This window comes from Moorena sp. SIOASIH (genome assembly GCF_010671925.1).
In the GTDB taxonomy this organism is placed as follows: Bacteria; Cyanobacteriota; Cyanobacteriia; order Cyanobacteriales; family Coleofasciculaceae; genus Moorena.
In genome coordinates this window covers 540772-554925 of the sequence record NZ_JAAHIH010000002.1, presented here as the reverse complement: position 1 = coordinate 554925, position 14154 = coordinate 540772, and the positions used below count along the sequence as shown (strand labels likewise).

Here is a 14154-nt window from a genome sequence, read left to right as displayed (position 1 = left end):
TGACATGGGTAAGTCAAGACGTAAAGAAGCTGAACTCGCAAGAAAAAAAGCAAGAGAAAGAAAATATGCTCATGTAGATGATAGCTCGGATATAGCTATCAGGCAACAAGAGATGCAGAGATATGAGGCGACAAAAAAACATGAAGAAAAAGAAAAAATGAATAGGGAGGATATTCAAAGTGAATACAGGGAGGCGATACAAAACCTTGAACAGCAGAAGTCAAAGGAAGAAAGCAAAGCAATTGAAAATCAGCAAGCCCGTGAAAAGCGGGAGTTTTTAGAAGCAGAGGAAATGGAAAGAGAGGATATTCAAAGTGAATACAGGGAGGCGATACAAAACCTTGAACAGCAGAAGTCAAAGGAAGAAAGCAAAGCAATTGAAAATCAGCAAGCCCGTGAAAAGCGGGAGTTTTTAGAAGCAGAGGAAATGGAAAGAGAGGATATTCAAAGTGAATACAGGGAGGCGATACAAAACCTTGAACAGCAGAAGTCAAAGGAAGAAAGCGAAGCAATTGAAACCAGCAAACTTCGAGAGTATCACGAGGGAGTAATATCATTGTTAATTGAAGATAAAATTGATGATTTGGTGAGTAATCAGCGAATCGAGTTAAAAAATAGCTTGACCGATACAAAGAACCATCAAGATGTCTTGGATGCTTTCGATCAAAACGCACATGAGGATAAGAACGTTCTTCTTGAACAGGTAAAAAATGATGTTTTAACAGATCTAAATTCGGATTTTGAATTGTCTGAAGAGTTTCCAATTTACACATGGGTTAATCATATCAGTGAACATGAAAAAATTAAAAGTATTGAAAACAAAGCATGGAAAATTGGGCTTGATAGACTTCGTCAAAAAGGCACTAGAGATAAAGATACTGGAAATAGTTCTGGAATAGCTTTAGGGAATAATAATCGGGGTGAACGAGAAAAATTTCCTAACTCCGAACCTGATAAAACAAAGCATGATGCAAAAAAAATCAGAAATGATTTTGGGCTTTTTATGCCTCAAACTGACGAGATTTCAGGACAAGACGCAAATGATAGAGCTAAAAGAGGGCATCAAATTGGCGATCAGTTTGGAGGCGTAGCTCATTATCATAATGCTGTATCAAATACTTTTTGGCAAGAAGAGAAACAAACAAAAATAGAGGAAGCCATAACGGAAATAATAGGCGATGCTACCAATCAGCTAAATCGAGACGACGTTTTGCTAAAACACACGGCCTATGCATACCCTGGTACAGGAGACGATAAAATGCAAGCTGCAAGATATATAAACTATAAGGTGCTGGTAAAGAATGGTAATGAGTATGACACCGTGATCAATGAGCGGATTGATGATAGAACGTTGGAAGGAATAAAAATGACAACACCAAAGGAAACCATAAAGAAAAGAAGAGAAGCTATAAATACATATAAGGAAACGATCAAAACAAAAATAACTGACTATTTTAATGATAAAAATAAAAAAATTCCAGCAAAGTATAACCCTAAAGGAACTCCACAGAAGCCAATAATAACTGACGATACAACAGGCGATTCTAATCCAACATATACCAGAACTCCACTTAGGCCCAAAGCTACTTAATTCTAGATCTGGGTAAGGAATTTACGGGCTTTCAGGCATCACAATTCTAAACTTGAGCACCATCCTTAACTTCGGTATAATCTCGGTGCGTTACGCTGTCACTAACACACCCTACATTCTATCTTGATGATTTGGTTAAGTGCGATCATATTTGGTTAAGAGTGATCAGCCTCTCTTGTCTGGTGTGTTAATAACGCACAAACTAACTGAAAAGGAAGGCGTATGAGCAGATAAATAGGGCAATCCTTCACGCTCGGCAGATAAAATAATAATAAGCCAGGAAAAGACTATATATGTCACTCTCAAGTAAAGTGCAAAAAATCCGCAAAAAGAAAAAAGATGCCAAAAAAGCGAAAAAGGCTTCAAAAGCGTCTTCTGATTCTGCCAACTCCCAATCCCAAGGAAAAATCAATCCGATCACCGGTATGACGACTGAGGCTGAGATCGAGACATTGAGTGAGGCACTTGCTGGTGCTTCTAACCTGTCCCAAAATGATGCTGCTTCTTTTTTAAAGCAGGCGCAAGGTCTTAGAGACCTAATGGAAAGTGGTCAGCCCATCTCAATGTCAGAAATGGCCTCTTTCAAAGACTCTACGGGGGATATGTTTAAGAAATTGGAGGATGTGAAAGGCTTCGAGCAATTAAAAAATCCATTGACCATGACCGAGAGTGAGATCAATCAACAAGTTGATCAACTCGCTCAGGCGATGGAGAAAGCGGTAAAAGTCCCTTCAGACAATACCAAAAAAATGCTCAAGGATACCTATGCCTTAATGGAGCATTTAACCAATACCAAGGGTGACAGGGATTCTGCTGATGGTGAGACTAAAGTGCGATCGCTCTTGTAGGGTGCGTTCGGTGAAGCCACCTCTGCTGCTTAACCGATGGATTATGGGGAACGCACCACCCAAAACCCTTGATTTTCATGCTTGTTACCCTAAGATTTTATCTTATATTGTAAGTTACGATAACAAAATCGGACTCATCATGTTTACGCCCGTAGCTTTGGTTGAGCAAAAAATAGGTAAATAAGTTACCTTTATAGTGTATGTAACTCTGACTAGCTAAAAATGAAAGCAATTACGAGTAATCAAGCCAAACAACAATTAGATGAACTAATTGATCGGGTCATTCTTGACGTAGAACCAACTATTTTATGTAATGATCAAGGAAAACAAGCTGTTTTAATGTCTTTAGATGAATTTAACTCTTGGCGAGAAACACTATATTTATTATCCAACCCTGCCAATGCCGAACATCTATTAGAATCTATTGGACAAGCTAAATCAGGAAAAAAATCAGTTAAGGAATTAATTGATGAATGAAAATCACTTTTACCGAAGCATCCTGGTCTGACTATATTTGGCTACAAGAGAATGATAAAAGGCTATTAAAAAGAGTTAATTTACTAGTTAGAGACATAATAAGAAATCCATTTGACGGTATTGGCAAACCAGAACCTCTAAAGGCAAATTTATCAGGATATTGGTCAAGGCGGATTAATTCTGAGCATCGTTTAGTTTATGAAATATCTGAAGAGGAATTAACAATAATTTCTTGTCGATTCCACTATCAAAAATAAATGATTAACAGTGCGATCATTTTGAGGTGAGTGCGATCGAGCAGATAAACAGAACAATCCTCCACGCTCACCAGATAAAATAATAATAAACAAAAAAATAACTATATATATATGTCACTATCAAGTAAAACAAAAAAAATCCGCAAGAAGAAAAAAGAGGCTAAGAAAGCGAAAAAGGCATCAAAAGCAGCTTCAGATGCTTCCAACTCCCAATCCCAAGGAAAAATCAATCCGATTACGGGTATGACTACCGAGGCTGAGATCAAGACATTGAGTGAGGCACTTGCTGGTGTTTCTAACCTATCCAAAGATGATGCGGCTTCTTTTTTAAAGCAGGCGCAAGGCCTTAGAGACAAAAGGTCAAGTGGTCAACCCATCTCAAAGTCGGAAATGGCATCTTTTCAAGACTCTACGGGGGATATGTTTAAGAAATTGGAGGATGTCAAAGGTTTCGAGCAATTAAAAAATCCATTTACCATGACCGAGAGTGAGGTCAATCAACAAGTGGATCAACTCGCTCAGGCGATGGAGAAAGCGGTAAAAGTCCCTTCAGACAATACCAAAAAAATGCTCAAAGATTCCTATGCCTTAATTGATCATTTAACCAATACCAAGGGTGACAGGGATTCTGCCGATGGTGAGACTAAAGATGACTCAGATACCAATGCCTCTGGCGCTGATTATCAAACCTTACTCAATAACTTCAAAGACTCTTATAGCCAGCATTATGATGCGTTAGCGGTAAGCGAAGCCGGTAAACCGATTGGTGGTCATTTGTTTAATATGACCAAAGATGAACTGGATGCTGAGATTAAGGATATCAATAAAAAAATAGCAGACGCGAAACAACTTCCACCAGAGGACATTCATGAGTTTGTTCGTGATGCCTATGCCCTAAGAGAAAAGCTATTTGATTTTTCTAAATCCGCCGAAAATACTGCTAGCACCGATAGCTCTACTACAGAGGATAAAGAAGAGAGCACAAAAGCGGAAGAGACGATAGATCAAGAGGTGAGGGATAAAAATTCACCAGATGATCAAGTTGCGAAAAATGAGGTTAATCGAGAAATAGGTGAATTTAACCAAAAACATGCTGGCACGATGGAAGAGATAGTGCGGGCGTCACTCAAGTAGGGTGGGTTCGATTACACAAGAGCTATCAAGACAATTATTGACCGACTATCACCGAACGCACCATCCCTTACTGGGCTTCATTCATTTTTAATTTTTAATTTTGAACTTTGTATTAATCACTGAATCTTGCTAATAATTCCTCACGGGATAGCTGAGATAACTGTAAAATTAAAGCGGAAAATTCTTGATTAGATAAGGACAGCATTGGTTCAATAATACCTCTAAGTTGGTCATCAAGAGAATTAAATCGAACTCTCAACAAGTTTTCGATAATCGCAGTGCGCTCCATCCTCAGACCCTGCTGCACACCCTGCTCTATACCTGACTGAGTAGCAGCTTCTAATTTTTCTAATAAAAGTGGTGATAACCGCATTATTAACTCCCTGTCTTGCTCTTCTAAATCTGTACTTACTTCTAAGTTACTACGCAGAGAAGATAACAACAATAACGTATTTTCCCGAAATTGATTTGTTTCTGGCAGTGCTTCTAATTCATCAATGGCCTGTTGTTGGACCCTGCCTCTGCCTAACATTCTCAACCATAGAGTGTCTAAGGTCTTTGGTAATTTATGTATTATGACTAATCCCGTCCTCTGGAATGAGGGTAATAAATAAATTCCCTCACCCCAATAGTCCGGATCACTCTTAGCACCAAAGCCTTCTAATATTGCCGATGATGCTGTCGGGGTCAAAATCCATAATTTCGGGTAATTATCCTCATTAAGCTTAGTATTCTCTCGATTCCCTTTACGAATAAAATCTGTGTGTACCTCTAATAATTTCAGTAGGCAAGTCCGAATTTCGTTAATAGTAACCGGATTTCTAAAGGGTTCAAACAAACAAGGCGTTGTAGCTAATTTCCCTAATAAGCCTAAGGCTTCTGGGGAAGTTGGTGGTTGATTGGCTGGGGCAAAAAATACATCGACTTGTCGGATTTCGCTGCGGATTTCTAGGGGAGCCTGACATTCCCCAAATTGTGATAGTAATTCTTCTAAATAATCTTTGGCAAATTGGTCGTGAATAAATCGGGTCATTAGATAAATAGTCTTGACATTTCAGTGCGATCGCCTGTAGGGTGTGTTCCCTGAAACCATTGCGACTGGGAGATTGATGGGTATTTGGGAACGCACCACCCCAACCGGAATCTGCACGGTTGTTGCGGTGTCGCGTTCCCCACCCTACATTCTATCTTGATGATTTGCTGAAGTGCGATGGGCATTGCCGATCGGGTGGGGATTGCGTACACTGATGGGGATTGGTTAAAATTAAGAGGTTACTTATTGTCGGTGAGTAAAACCGTTTGCGCGTCTGAGAAAGAAAAGAAAATCATTTGATAGTATCGAAGCGCGAAAATAGGGTAAAATCCATGAAAATTACATATACATATTGGAAAGAAGCGGATGGGATGTTTTTGGGCTATTTGAATGAATTTCCAGATCATTGGACACAAGGGGTTTCACTAGAAGAATTAAAAGAGAACTTAGCTGTACTCTATAGAACATTTACTAGTGAAGAAATTCCCGGAATTAAGAGAGTCGCAGAACTTGAGCTTGCATGATTTGACGCGATTTAATTGCCTACTTAGAAAACTCCGGTTGCTAAATGAATTCGACATGGTGGGAAACACGATATTTACCATAACCCAAATAACGGACAAACGGAACCAATTCCAAGGCATCGAGAAATTAATGAGCGATTGGCTAAAAAGATTATCAAAAGCCTGACACAAGAAAATTAAATGCGAATAAAATAGCGCTCGCGGGTTGGAAAGGTGATCTCTGTCCTATGCGATCGCTTGTAGCCCTTTTTTCTTCACGAGCGTCAACAGGCGTAGCGCAGCTCCCCCAGGTTTTTTAACACCACTTTCCCAGTCGGAAACCTGATTGTGTGAAACATTGAGGTAACGAGCGAAGACTGCTATTGAAGCATTTTCCCGCTCCCGCAAAGCACGGATATCTTGTGGAGATAGGGATTCAAAAGGAGTAAGACAGGTTTGATCAAACTCATCCATCGTCTGCTTAGTAATGGCACCAATTTGATGCAAAGCTTCCATGGACTCATGGATGGCAGCAAAAGCCTCTGAAAAGTACTGTAGTGATTCGCTCATTGCTTAACTTCCCCTAGTGCCTTAATATCTATCAATTGCTGAATCTGTTCATCTGACAGAGCCAAGTACTCTAAAGCCGCCTTCTTAAAGTCTGCTAGCTCATCATTGGAGATATTATCGCGCTCACTTTTGGCAAACCCATATATAAAAAACGCCTTATCACCGCATAGGAATAGGATGATCGAGCGATACCCTCCAGACTTACCCTGGCTCTCACGGGCAATGCGCTGCTTGATGACACCTCCACCGAGATCAGCATCGATTAAGCCTTGCTCTGCCCGCATCACAGCTGAGAGCAACATGGCATCTGTCATTCTTTCCCTACGGGAGAAGCGTTGAAACCATGCAACCCATGAAAATCCGCAATATAACCTCTTACATTTTATATAATATCATGCATTGTATGATACTTTAAGTGCGTTCGCTCTTGTAGGTTGGGTTGATTAATGTTACCCAACATAATTCCCCTCAACACAACGTCTTCGACCCAAGAGCCGGGTTTTCTCTCTTGCAAATAGAAACTACAATTTAATTGGTGTGGCGGTCTGATGTTGTTGGGTTTCCTCACGTCACCCCAACCTACGATTGAATTGAGGTGGTGAGTGCGATCGCTTATCCAATGTATGTTGCCGATAACATACATTGACCCAAAGCGTGCGTACGCCACTTGTCCGGTGGGTTGAGGAAATGCCTTAGTAACGCACCCCCACACTTTGCTAGAATGCACCATAGAAGCAAAGGTTGGGAGGAACGTAGGTCGATGACAAAGGTAGTTATCCCTTAACTCAGAATTAGAAGCACTACTGCGTGAATATGCTGCTCAGCGAGGTCAAGATGTTAGCTTGGTTGCCTCCGAATTGCTGGCTAGTGTCTTAGAGTCGGAGGTGGAAGATTCAGAGGAGGCTATCAAGGGCATTCAAAAAGGACTGAATGATTTCGATGCAGGTCGATTTCGGTCTTTCGCTGAGTTTGCTATAGAGCAGCGTCGCCAGTACAACCTGCCAGTCGATTCATGAAATACTCTCTTGAAATTGCCAGTGTGGCAGAGGCGGAAGCCGACAGCGCCTTCCTACGTTTATCCCAAGTCACATCTCCCACCCAGGCTAGCCTTTGGTATGCGCTTATTGCTAAAAGCAATCGAATCTCTATCGCAATTTCCAAAACGTTGTCCTCTAGCAAGAGAGAATAAGTATTTCAGTCAAGAAATACGACAATTACTCTACGGTCGGGGACGTAATTCATATCGAATTCTTTTTACCATTCTCGAATTGCCTGAACGAGCGACCGTTCGCATTCTACACATCCGGCACGCATCACAGCAAACCCTAGGTGAAGAACTAGGCTGATGCGAATTGGCTCGTAGCGATCGTCGCTCTTGTAGGTTGGGTTGATTAATGTTACCCAACATAATTCCCCTCAACACAACGTCTTCGACCCTTGAGCCGGGTTTTCTCTCTAACAAAATAGAACCAACAATTTAATTGGTGTAGCGGTCTGATGTTGTTGGGTTTCCGTTCCGTCAACCCAACCTACGATTGAATTGAGGTGGTGAGTGCGATCGCTCGTACAGCTTTAAATTTTAGCTCTTGTAGGGTGCGATCCTTGAATCAAAATCTGCTGCTTCACCCCACGATTATGGGGAACGCACCACCCAAAACCCTTGATTTTAACCCTTGTTACCCTAAGATTTTATCATGTAAGTTACAATAACTTATTCGGACTCATAATGGGTACGCCCGTAGCTTTGGTTAACAAAAGAACCGGTAAATTTCTGTTACCTTTATAGTGTATACAACTCTGACTAGCTAAAAATGAAAGCAATTACGAGTAATCAAGCCAAACACCAATTAGATGAACTAATCGATCGGGTCATTCTTGACGTAGAACCAACTATTTTATGTAATGATCAAGGAAAACAAGCTGTTTTAATGTCTTTAGATGAATTTAACTCTTGGCAAGAAACACTATATTTATTATCCAATCCTACCAATGCCGAACATCTATTAGAATCAATTGAACAAGCTAAATCTGTTAAAAAGTCAATTAAACAATTAATTGATGAATGAAAATCACTTTTACCGAAGCATCCTGGTCTGACTATATTTGGCTACAAGAGAATGATAAAAGGCTATTAAAAAGAGTTAATTTACTGGTTTACGACGAACTCAATTCATCAGGTTGACTCAAAGGGGGGATAATGTTGAGGCACGAAACCCAACAATCACGGGCTTTTGCGTAACCTTTCTGACCCTGCACTGGACGGAGTGGCGATCGCTTAGTTCGTAACCGTTAGATACCTGCCGCCAGTGAGCTTGAACGTTAGAGTCCCTCACCTCAATTAACTCATAAATTTCTGGAGGATGGGGCTGGCGCACCACGCAGCATCCCTTCTGTACTCAAATCCTCGTCTATGTCGCTCCAGTGGATGCCATAACCACCACCGCAAACTTCCCAATTTGAACGTTGATCGGTTGTGGCGTTAAGTAGCCTTGGGTACCAAACTAGAGGTACGGTAATTTTCCGCCCATCCATTAAATCAACACTAATGGTTTCTTCAGTAAAGTAGACATTCTTAACTCTCTCATCCGCTCGAATTGCCAAAATACCCATACCAAGCCTCTAAAAGGACCGATCCGTAAAATTGTTGGCATAATGGAATAATTCTAACACTATGCTGGTTACCATGTCTTGAACTTTGGCTTGCAGCGCGATCAAGTCGTCTGGTAGTGCGTACGCTCTTGTAGGGTGGGTTCGATTACACAAGAGCTATCAAGACATTTATGGACCGACTATCACCGAACGCACCATCCCTTCCTGGGCTTCATTCATTTTTAATTTTTGAATTTTTAACTGGGAATTAATCACTGAATCTTGCTAATAATTCCTCACGGGATAGCTGAGATAACTGTAATATTAAAGCGGAAAATTCTTGATTAGATAAGGACAGCATTGGTTCAATGTCTTGATGCAGTCGCTCATGGGGGAAACCCCCAAGACCGCGCTGCATCGCTAATACCTCTAAGTTGGTCATCTAGAGAATTAAACCGAACTCTCAACAAGTTTTCGATAATCGCAGTGCGCTCCATCCTCAGACCCTGCTGCATACCTTGTTGTATACCTTGTTGTATGCCCTGCTCTATACCTTGTTCTATTCCTGACTGAGTAGCAGCTTCTAATTTTTCTAATAAAAGTGGTGATAAGCGCATCAATTTTCTCCCTATCTTGCTCTTCTAATTCTGTACTTACTTCTAAGTTACTACGCAGGGAAGATAACAACAATAAAGTATTTTCCCGAAATTGATTTGTTTCTGGCAGTGCTTCTAATTCATCAATGGCCTGTTGTTGGACCCTGCCTCTGCCTAACATTCTCAACCATAGTGTGTCTAAGGTCTTTGGTAATTTATGTATTACGACTAATCCAGTGCGATCGTGTTATACTAAGAGCATCCGTTAGGATCAGAAGGTAAATTAACAGACAATGCAGACCTTACCTTAAAAAAGGACACATCGGGTTGGGCCCCGCGTCGTTTGGCTGAAATTTTGCAGGTGTTGGAACCCAGTCCATAAAAACGAGTGCGAGTTTCTTCAAAATAAACGCCAAGTAGCCGTCCAATATTGTCTTTGAGGACTTCATGCTAACGACATTGCATAGTAATTTCTAAGGTTCCCTCTAAATAGTGAACCCGCAGTCCTAGAAAATCATCACCTAGATCCGATAGCAGGGCTTCGTAGGCTCTCCAGCTTACGCTCGTGATGGTGTAGTGTTGATCGGTTTGTTCCGATACCAACTCAGGATGATCATTGAGTTTTTCTATCAGTAAAGGGTTCCTGAGCAATTATTCGGTTACAATAACTAAGGAGCAAAAAGTAGGTGTGATTATCATGCAAGCTATTTTTTGGAGTATAGAAGAAGTCGCCCAAAGAGCCAAACAACTGTACGAAAATGGCATTCGCCAACAAGTTGAATATGGCGATAATATTGGCAAAATGATTGTGATTGATGCTGAAACTGGTGAATACGGAATAGATCAAACTGGTGTGGAAACAGCATTAAGGTTCAAGCAAAAGAAACCAAACGCCAGATTGTTTACTATGCGGATTGGTTATGACGTTGCGGTCAGCTTTGGTGGTGCAATTGAGCGAACTGTACCATGATTTACGGCAGATTGATTGATGGGTTAGCTATAGTACCAGTAACTTTTCGTTTACCTACACAACCAGATTTTTCTCTAGATTTTATTATCGACACTGGGTTCAACGATCATCTTACCCTACCACCACAAGCAGTCAGTGTAATGAATCTTCCATTATAATAAGCGCACACCAGCAAGATTAGCCGATGGTAGGGAAGCTTTATTATCTATACATTTAGCCACAATTGTTTGGGACAATATCGAAAAAGTAGTCCCTATTTTAGCTTCTGGTTATAAACCTTTACTTGGAACAGCTTTGATGAGAGGATATCATCTGGAGATAGATTTTGAAGACAATGGTTTGGTTTCCCTAGAAAAAATTTCACCCTCTATTTCATAATTTGAGCGATAGCAGCATGTAGGTTGGGCCCTTGGAACGTAGGCTTGCTTCCCCTAGGGTAACCCAACACATAGTGCGATCGCGCCCCGCGTGACCTACGGTCAATCGCTTTTAGCGGCTCTTTTGGAGCATCGCTCTTGTAGGTTGGCTTGAAGAAAGAAACCCAACATAATTCCCCTCAACACAACGTCTTCGACCCAAGAGCCGGGTATCTGCTCTAACAAAATAGAACCTACAATTTAATTGGTGTGGCGGTCTGATGTTGTTGGGTTTCCTCACGTCAACCCAACCTACGATTGAATTGAGGTGGTGAGTGCGATCGTGTTATACTAAGTAAAAAATAGAACCAAAAAAATGTAATTAATCATGAGAGCAAATAGCACCCTAGAAAATAGACTCATAGAAAAGCTTAAAAAACTCTCCCTTGAACAAATCCAACAAGTAGAAAATTTGATTGATGCACTTAGTCAAGATAATACAGAGCGAGAATTAACTGTTTTATCTACTAAACTTTCTGAATCTGTCTTTGCTAAAATTTGGGATAATCCTGAAGATGCCGAGTATGACAACCTATAATTTTGGGGATATTCTTCTCGTCCCTTTTCCCTTTACTGACCAAACTACTATAAAAAAAAGACCAACCGTTATCATAAGCTCAAACACTTATAATCAACAAAAACCGGACTTAATTATTATGGCAATTACCAGTCAAATAAGTTCAAATTTAACTTTTGGAGAGTTGCAAATTATTGATTTTTTATCCGCCGGATTAATAAAACTTTCTGTGATTAAACCGGTTATATCTACCATTGAGAAAAGTTTAGTAATTAGAAAATTAGGTAAATTACAAGACTCAGATTGCCAAAAACTTAAAAATATGATTGAAACTATTTTAGGCTAATCAATTTACTGGCGAAGCGAAATAGAGGATACTCACTTGAGGAAGTGCGATCGCGCTTTGTAGTTTTGGTTAAAGAATGAAACCCAACATAATTCCCCACTACACAACATCCTCACCTCTTGATCGGGGTTTTCTCTCTAACAAAATAGAACCAACAATTTAATTGGTGTGGGGGTCTGATTTTGTTGGGTTTCCGTTCCGTCACCCCAACCTACGATTGAATTGAGGTGGTGAGTGCGATCGCTTATCCGATTGTTGCGGATAACATACATTGATTCATGCGATCGTATTATACTAAGTGCGATCGCTTACTGCTTAACCTAAGCCATCTGAACCCTTGATGTCTGACTAAGTGCGATCGCTCTTGTAGGTTGGGTTGTTGAATGTTACCCAACAGAATACCCCTCAACACAACGTCTTCTCCTCTGGAGCCGGGTTTTCTCTCTTTGAAATAGAACCTACAATGAAGCAGATGAAATCATAATGTCGTGAGACTACGACAGAGCCCCCTAAATCCCCCAATTCTGGGGGACTTTGAGTCTGGGCTCCCCCAGAATTGGGGGCTGGGGTGCCTTACTGCTATACTTTGATTTCTAAGCAAATTACCCGGTAAAATATGGATGGTAGCAAAGCAGAGCAAGATCGTTATCTTAGGGTGTTATGGTAAAAAATGCGATTTGATTGGGATAATCACAAAAGTCAACTTCTGAAGCGAAAGAGAGGATACTCGCTTGAGGATGTCGCTACTATCTTGGCTGGCGACTATGTAGAACGAATTAAACAAGATGATCCTGAACAATTTATTGCCATTGGTTTTCTTAAAAATTCTCTTTTATCGATCATTTATGAAGTGCGTTATGATGATGAAGGGGAATATATCTGGTTAATCACATATGGTCAAAGCACGAAAAGGGAGAGAGAAATTTATGAACAATATTTCTAGTGAAGAAATTGAACAAAAAATTGAAGCAGGAGAAGAAGTTATAGACCGCTATTTTGACTCCACAACCACAAGAGTCGGAACACGCCGTCAGATGACTTCACGAAGAAGACAGGATATAGAAACCACAAAGGTGGAAATTCCTAGTCCTATGCTTACCGAACTTGATACAATGGCAAAAGAACTCAACATTAGCATATCTGCTGTGATTAAAATGATGCTAAGACGCGCCCTTGATGAACATTATCTTGCTAAGAAGCAGATGAAATCAGAAATTTAGTACGCTCAAGTAGGGTGGGTTCGATTACACAAGATCTATCAAGACATTTATGGACCGACTATCACCGAACGCACCATCCCTTACTGGGCTTCATTCATTTTTAATTTTTAATTTTGAACGTTGAATTAATCACTGAATCTTGCTAATAATTCCTCACGGGATAGCTGAGATAACTGTAAAATTAAAGCGGAAAATTCTTGATTAGATAAGGACAGCATTGGTTCAATAATTCCTCTAAGTTGGTCATCTAGAGAATTAAACCGAACTCTCAACAAGTTTTCGATAATCGCAGTGCGCTCCATCCTCAGACCCTGCTGCATACCTTGCTGTATACCTTGTTGTATGCCCTGCTCTATACCTTGTTCTATACCTTGTTCTATACCTTGCTGCACACCTTGTTCTATACCTGACTGAGTAGCAGCTTCTAATTTTTCTAATAAAAGTGGTGATAACCGCATCAATTTTCTCCCTGTCTTGCTCTTCTAATTCTTTACTTACTTCTAAGTTACTACGCAGAGAAGATAACAACAATAAAGTATTTTCCCGAAATTGATTTGTTTCTGGCAGTGCTTCTAATTCATCAATGGCCTGTTGTTGGACCCTGCCTCTGCCTAACATTCTCAACCATAGTGTGTCTAAGGTCTTTGGTAATTTATGTATTACGACTAATCCAGTCCTCAGGAATGAGGGTAACAAATAAATTCCCTCACCCCAATGGTCCGGATCACTCTTAGCACCAAAGCCTTCTAATATTGCCGATGATGCTGTCGGGGTCAAAATCCATAATTTCGGGTAATTCTCCTCATTAAGCTTAGTATTCTCTCGATTCCCTTTACGAATAAAATCTGTGTGTACCTCTAATAATTTCAGGAGGCAAGTCCGAATTTCGTTAATAGTAACCGGATTTCTAAAGGGTTCAAACAAACAAGGGGTTGTAGCTAATTTCCCTAATAAGCCTAAGGCTTCTGGGGAAGTTTGTGCTTGATTTGCCGGGGCAAAAAATACATCGACTTGTCGGATTTCGCTGCGGATTTCTAGGGGAGCCTGACATTCCCCAAATTGTGATAACAATTCTTCTAAATAATCT

Annotated in this window: 24 protein-coding genes; 15 read left to right on the top strand and 9 right to left on the bottom strand. The window is 40.5% G+C overall.

Features of this window, described 5'->3' with window-relative positions:
• The first annotated feature begins 4 nt into the window (after positions 1 to 4).
• From F6J90_RS10230 to F6J90_RS10210, 5 genes are all read left to right on the top strand, one after another.
• Entirely contained in the window at positions 5 to 1591 is a 1587-nt protein-coding gene (locus F6J90_RS10230) for a hypothetical protein (RefSeq protein ID WP_293092666.1), read from the top strand.
• Between the two features lie 293 nt (positions 1592 to 1884).
• A complete protein-coding gene (locus F6J90_RS10225; RefSeq protein WP_293092664.1) occupies positions 1885 to 2439 on the top strand; it encodes a hypothetical protein in 555 nt (184 codons plus the stop codon).
• A 222-nt stretch (positions 2440 to 2661) separates the two neighbouring features.
• A complete protein-coding gene (locus F6J90_RS10220) occupies positions 2662 to 2916 on the top strand; it encodes a type II toxin-antitoxin system prevent-host-death family antitoxin (RefSeq protein ID WP_293092662.1) in 255 nt (84 codons plus the stop codon).
• On the top strand, positions 2913 to 3173 hold the full coding sequence (locus F6J90_RS10215) for a Txe/YoeB family addiction module toxin (RefSeq protein ID WP_293092660.1): 261 nt from the start codon (positions 2913 to 2915) through the stop codon (positions 3171 to 3173). The genes F6J90_RS10220 and F6J90_RS10215 overlap by 4 nt, the downstream gene beginning before the upstream one ends.
• A gap of 111 nt (positions 3174 to 3284) precedes the next feature.
• Positions 3285 to 4307 (top strand): hypothetical protein, encoded by a 1023-nt coding sequence (locus F6J90_RS10210; RefSeq protein WP_293092658.1) that lies wholly within the window; start codon positions 3285 to 3287, stop codon positions 4305 to 4307.
• Positions 4308 to 4419: 112 nt separating this feature from the next.
• On the opposite strand, the gene F6J90_RS10205 is transcribed toward F6J90_RS10210, so the two are convergent.
• Positions 4420 to 5340 (bottom strand): flagellar assembly protein H, encoded by a 921-nt coding sequence (locus tag F6J90_RS10205; protein ID WP_293092656.1) that lies wholly within the window; start codon positions 5338 to 5340, stop codon positions 4420 to 4422.
• 332 nt (positions 5341 to 5672) lie between these two features.
• Here F6J90_RS10205 and F6J90_RS10200 point away from each other — a divergent pair, with 332 nt between their 5' ends.
• The gene (locus F6J90_RS10200; RefSeq protein WP_293092654.1) at positions 5673 to 5864 is read left to right on the top strand and encodes a hypothetical protein; all 192 of its coding nucleotides are present in this window, start codon (positions 5673 to 5675) and stop codon (positions 5862 to 5864) included.
• Between the two features lie 225 nt (positions 5865 to 6089).
• On the opposite strand, the gene F6J90_RS10195 is transcribed toward F6J90_RS10200, so the two are convergent.
• From F6J90_RS10195 to F6J90_RS10185, 3 genes are read right to left on the bottom strand one after another with little or no spacing between them, the layout of a single operon-like run.
• Positions 6090 to 6413 carry a DNA-binding transcriptional regulator gene (locus F6J90_RS10195; protein WP_293092652.1) on the bottom strand — a complete coding sequence of 108 codons (324 nt, stop codon included), beginning with the start codon at positions 6411 to 6413 and terminating at the stop codon, positions 6090 to 6092.
• Positions 6410 to 6799 (bottom strand): type II toxin-antitoxin system RelE/ParE family toxin, encoded by a 390-nt coding sequence (locus tag F6J90_RS10190; RefSeq protein ID WP_293094803.1) that lies wholly within the window; start codon positions 6797 to 6799, stop codon positions 6410 to 6412. The genes F6J90_RS10195 and F6J90_RS10190 overlap by 4 nt, the downstream gene beginning before the upstream one ends.
• A complete protein-coding gene (locus F6J90_RS10185; protein WP_293092650.1) occupies positions 6796 to 7125 on the bottom strand; it encodes a hypothetical protein in 330 nt (109 codons plus the stop codon). The genes F6J90_RS10190 and F6J90_RS10185 overlap by 4 nt, the downstream gene beginning before the upstream one ends.
• A 130-nt stretch (positions 7126 to 7255) precedes the next feature.
• Between F6J90_RS10185 and F6J90_RS10180 the strand changes: the two genes are divergently transcribed.
• From F6J90_RS10180 to F6J90_RS10170, 3 genes are all read left to right on the top strand, one after another.
• Positions 7256 to 7429 (top strand): hypothetical protein, encoded by a 174-nt coding sequence (locus F6J90_RS10180; protein WP_293092648.1) that lies wholly within the window; start codon positions 7256 to 7258, stop codon positions 7427 to 7429.
• A gap of 9 nt (positions 7430 to 7438) precedes the next feature.
• The gene (locus F6J90_RS10175) at positions 7439 to 7759 is read left to right on the top strand and encodes a type II toxin-antitoxin system RelE/ParE family toxin (RefSeq protein WP_293092646.1); all 321 of its coding nucleotides are present in this window, start codon (positions 7439 to 7441) and stop codon (positions 7757 to 7759) included.
• Positions 7760 to 8224: 465 nt separating this feature from the next.
• Positions 8225 to 8479 carry a type II toxin-antitoxin system prevent-host-death family antitoxin gene (locus F6J90_RS10170; RefSeq protein ID WP_293092644.1) on the top strand — a complete coding sequence of 85 codons (255 nt, stop codon included), beginning with the start codon at positions 8225 to 8227 and terminating at the stop codon, positions 8477 to 8479.
• Between the two features lie 277 nt (positions 8480 to 8756).
• On the opposite strand, the gene F6J90_RS10165 is transcribed toward F6J90_RS10170, so the two are convergent.
• From F6J90_RS10165 to F6J90_RS10155, 3 genes are all read right to left on the bottom strand, one after another.
• On the bottom strand, positions 8757 to 9023 hold the full coding sequence (locus F6J90_RS10165; RefSeq protein ID WP_293092642.1) for a DUF2442 domain-containing protein: 267 nt from the start codon (positions 9021 to 9023) through the stop codon (positions 8757 to 8759).
• Positions 9024 to 9388: 365 nt separating this feature from the next.
• On the bottom strand, positions 9389 to 9619 hold the full coding sequence (locus tag F6J90_RS10160) for a hypothetical protein (protein WP_293092640.1): 231 nt from the start codon (positions 9617 to 9619) through the stop codon (positions 9389 to 9391).
• Between the two features lie 429 nt (positions 9620 to 10048).
• Complete coding sequence (locus F6J90_RS10155; RefSeq protein WP_293092638.1) at positions 10049 to 10249, bottom strand: hypothetical protein; 201 nt, start codon at positions 10247 to 10249, stop codon at positions 10049 to 10051.
• Between the two features lie 46 nt (positions 10250 to 10295).
• On the opposite strand from F6J90_RS10155, the gene F6J90_RS10150 reads away from it, so the two are divergent.
• From F6J90_RS10150 to F6J90_RS10135, 4 genes are all read left to right on the top strand, one after another.
• The gene (locus F6J90_RS10150; protein ID WP_287255939.1) at positions 10296 to 10568 is read left to right on the top strand and encodes a hypothetical protein; all 273 of its coding nucleotides are present in this window, start codon (positions 10296 to 10298) and stop codon (positions 10566 to 10568) included.
• A complete protein-coding gene (locus F6J90_RS10145) occupies positions 10565 to 10726 on the top strand; it encodes a hypothetical protein (protein ID WP_293092634.1) in 162 nt (53 codons plus the stop codon). The genes F6J90_RS10150 and F6J90_RS10145 overlap by 4 nt, the downstream gene beginning before the upstream one ends.
• 586 nt (positions 10727 to 11312) lie before the next feature.
• Entirely contained in the window at positions 11313 to 11522 is a 210-nt protein-coding gene (locus tag F6J90_RS10140; protein WP_293092632.1) for a toxin-antitoxin system, antitoxin component, Xre family protein, read from the top strand.
• Positions 11509 to 11847, top strand: a complete 339-nt coding sequence (locus F6J90_RS10135; protein ID WP_293092630.1) for a type II toxin-antitoxin system PemK/MazF family toxin — start codon at positions 11509 to 11511, stop codon at positions 11845 to 11847. Before F6J90_RS10140 ends, F6J90_RS10135 begins: the two co-directional genes overlap by 14 nt.
• Positions 11848 to 12136: 289 nt before the next feature.
• On the opposite strand, the gene F6J90_RS10130 is transcribed toward F6J90_RS10135, so the two are convergent.
• A complete protein-coding gene (locus F6J90_RS10130; RefSeq protein WP_293092628.1) occupies positions 12137 to 12259 on the bottom strand; it encodes a hypothetical protein in 123 nt (40 codons plus the stop codon).
• Between the two features lie 258 nt (positions 12260 to 12517).
• On the opposite strand from F6J90_RS10130, the gene F6J90_RS10125 reads away from it, so the two are divergent.
• Entirely contained in the window at positions 12518 to 12790 is a 273-nt protein-coding gene (locus F6J90_RS10125) for a hypothetical protein (protein WP_293092626.1), read from the top strand.
• The gene (locus F6J90_RS10120) at positions 12774 to 13067 is read left to right on the top strand and encodes a ribbon-helix-helix protein, CopG family (RefSeq protein ID WP_293092624.1); all 294 of its coding nucleotides are present in this window, start codon (positions 12774 to 12776) and stop codon (positions 13065 to 13067) included. The genes F6J90_RS10125 and F6J90_RS10120 overlap by 17 nt, the downstream gene beginning before the upstream one ends.
• A gap of 125 nt (positions 13068 to 13192) precedes the next feature.
• On the opposite strand, the gene F6J90_RS43530 is transcribed toward F6J90_RS10120, so the two are convergent.
• On the bottom strand, positions 13193 to 13525 hold the full coding sequence (locus F6J90_RS43530) for a hypothetical protein (protein ID WP_366513738.1): 333 nt from the start codon (positions 13523 to 13525) through the stop codon (positions 13193 to 13195).
• Positions 13526 to 14154: the final 629 nt, after the last annotated feature.

Excerpts from the sequence above, each read along its gene's own strand:
- F6J90_RS10150 (WP_287255939.1), top strand. The coding sequence starts at position 10,296 with ATGCAAGCTATTTTTTGGAGTATAGAAGAAGTCGCCCAAAGAGCCAAA.
- F6J90_RS10140 (WP_293092632.1), top strand. The coding sequence starts at position 11,313 with ATGAGAGCAAATAGCACCCTAGAAAATAGACTCATAGAAAAGCTTAAA.
- F6J90_RS10125 (WP_293092626.1), top strand. The coding sequence starts at position 12,518 with ATGCGATTTGATTGGGATAATCACAAAAGTCAACTTCTGAAGCGAAAG.
- F6J90_RS10200 (WP_293092654.1), top strand. The coding sequence starts at position 5,673 with ATGAAAATTACATATACATATTGGAAAGAAGCGGATGGGATGTTTTTG.
- F6J90_RS10170 (WP_293092644.1), top strand. The coding sequence starts at position 8,225 with ATGAAAGCAATTACGAGTAATCAAGCCAAACACCAATTAGATGAACTA.
- F6J90_RS10165 (WP_293092642.1), bottom strand. The coding sequence starts at position 9,023 with ATGGGTATTTTGGCAATTCGAGCGGATGAGAGAGTTAAGAATGTCTAC.
- F6J90_RS10195 (WP_293092652.1), bottom strand. The coding sequence starts at position 6,413 with ATGAGCGAATCACTACAGTACTTTTCAGAGGCTTTTGCTGCCATCCAT.
- F6J90_RS43530 (WP_366513738.1), bottom strand. The coding sequence starts at position 13,525 with ATGCGGTTATCACCACTTTTATTAGAAAAATTAGAAGCTGCTACTCAG.
- F6J90_RS10220 (WP_293092662.1), top strand. The coding sequence starts at position 2,662 with ATGAAAGCAATTACGAGTAATCAAGCCAAACAACAATTAGATGAACTA.
- F6J90_RS10225 (WP_293092664.1), top strand. The coding sequence starts at position 1,885 with ATGTCACTCTCAAGTAAAGTGCAAAAAATCCGCAAAAAGAAAAAAGAT.
- F6J90_RS10230 (WP_293092666.1), top strand. The coding sequence starts at position 5 with ATGGGTAAGTCAAGACGTAAAGAAGCTGAACTCGCAAGAAAAAAAGCA.
- F6J90_RS10210 (WP_293092658.1), top strand. The coding sequence starts at position 3,285 with ATGTCACTATCAAGTAAAACAAAAAAAATCCGCAAGAAGAAAAAAGAG.
- F6J90_RS10120 (WP_293092624.1), top strand. The coding sequence starts at position 12,774 with ATGAACAATATTTCTAGTGAAGAAATTGAACAAAAAATTGAAGCAGGA.
- F6J90_RS10215 (WP_293092660.1), top strand. The coding sequence starts at position 2,913 with ATGAAAATCACTTTTACCGAAGCATCCTGGTCTGACTATATTTGGCTA.
- F6J90_RS10145 (WP_293092634.1), top strand. The coding sequence starts at position 10,565 with ATGATTTACGGCAGATTGATTGATGGGTTAGCTATAGTACCAGTAACT.
- F6J90_RS10205 (WP_293092656.1), bottom strand. The coding sequence starts at position 5,340 with ATGACCCGATTTATTCACGACCAATTTGCCAAAGATTATTTAGAAGAA.
- F6J90_RS10135 (WP_293092630.1), top strand. The coding sequence starts at position 11,509 with ATGACAACCTATAATTTTGGGGATATTCTTCTCGTCCCTTTTCCCTTT.
- F6J90_RS10160 (WP_293092640.1), bottom strand. The coding sequence starts at position 9,619 with ATGCGCTTATCACCACTTTTATTAGAAAAATTAGAAGCTGCTACTCAG.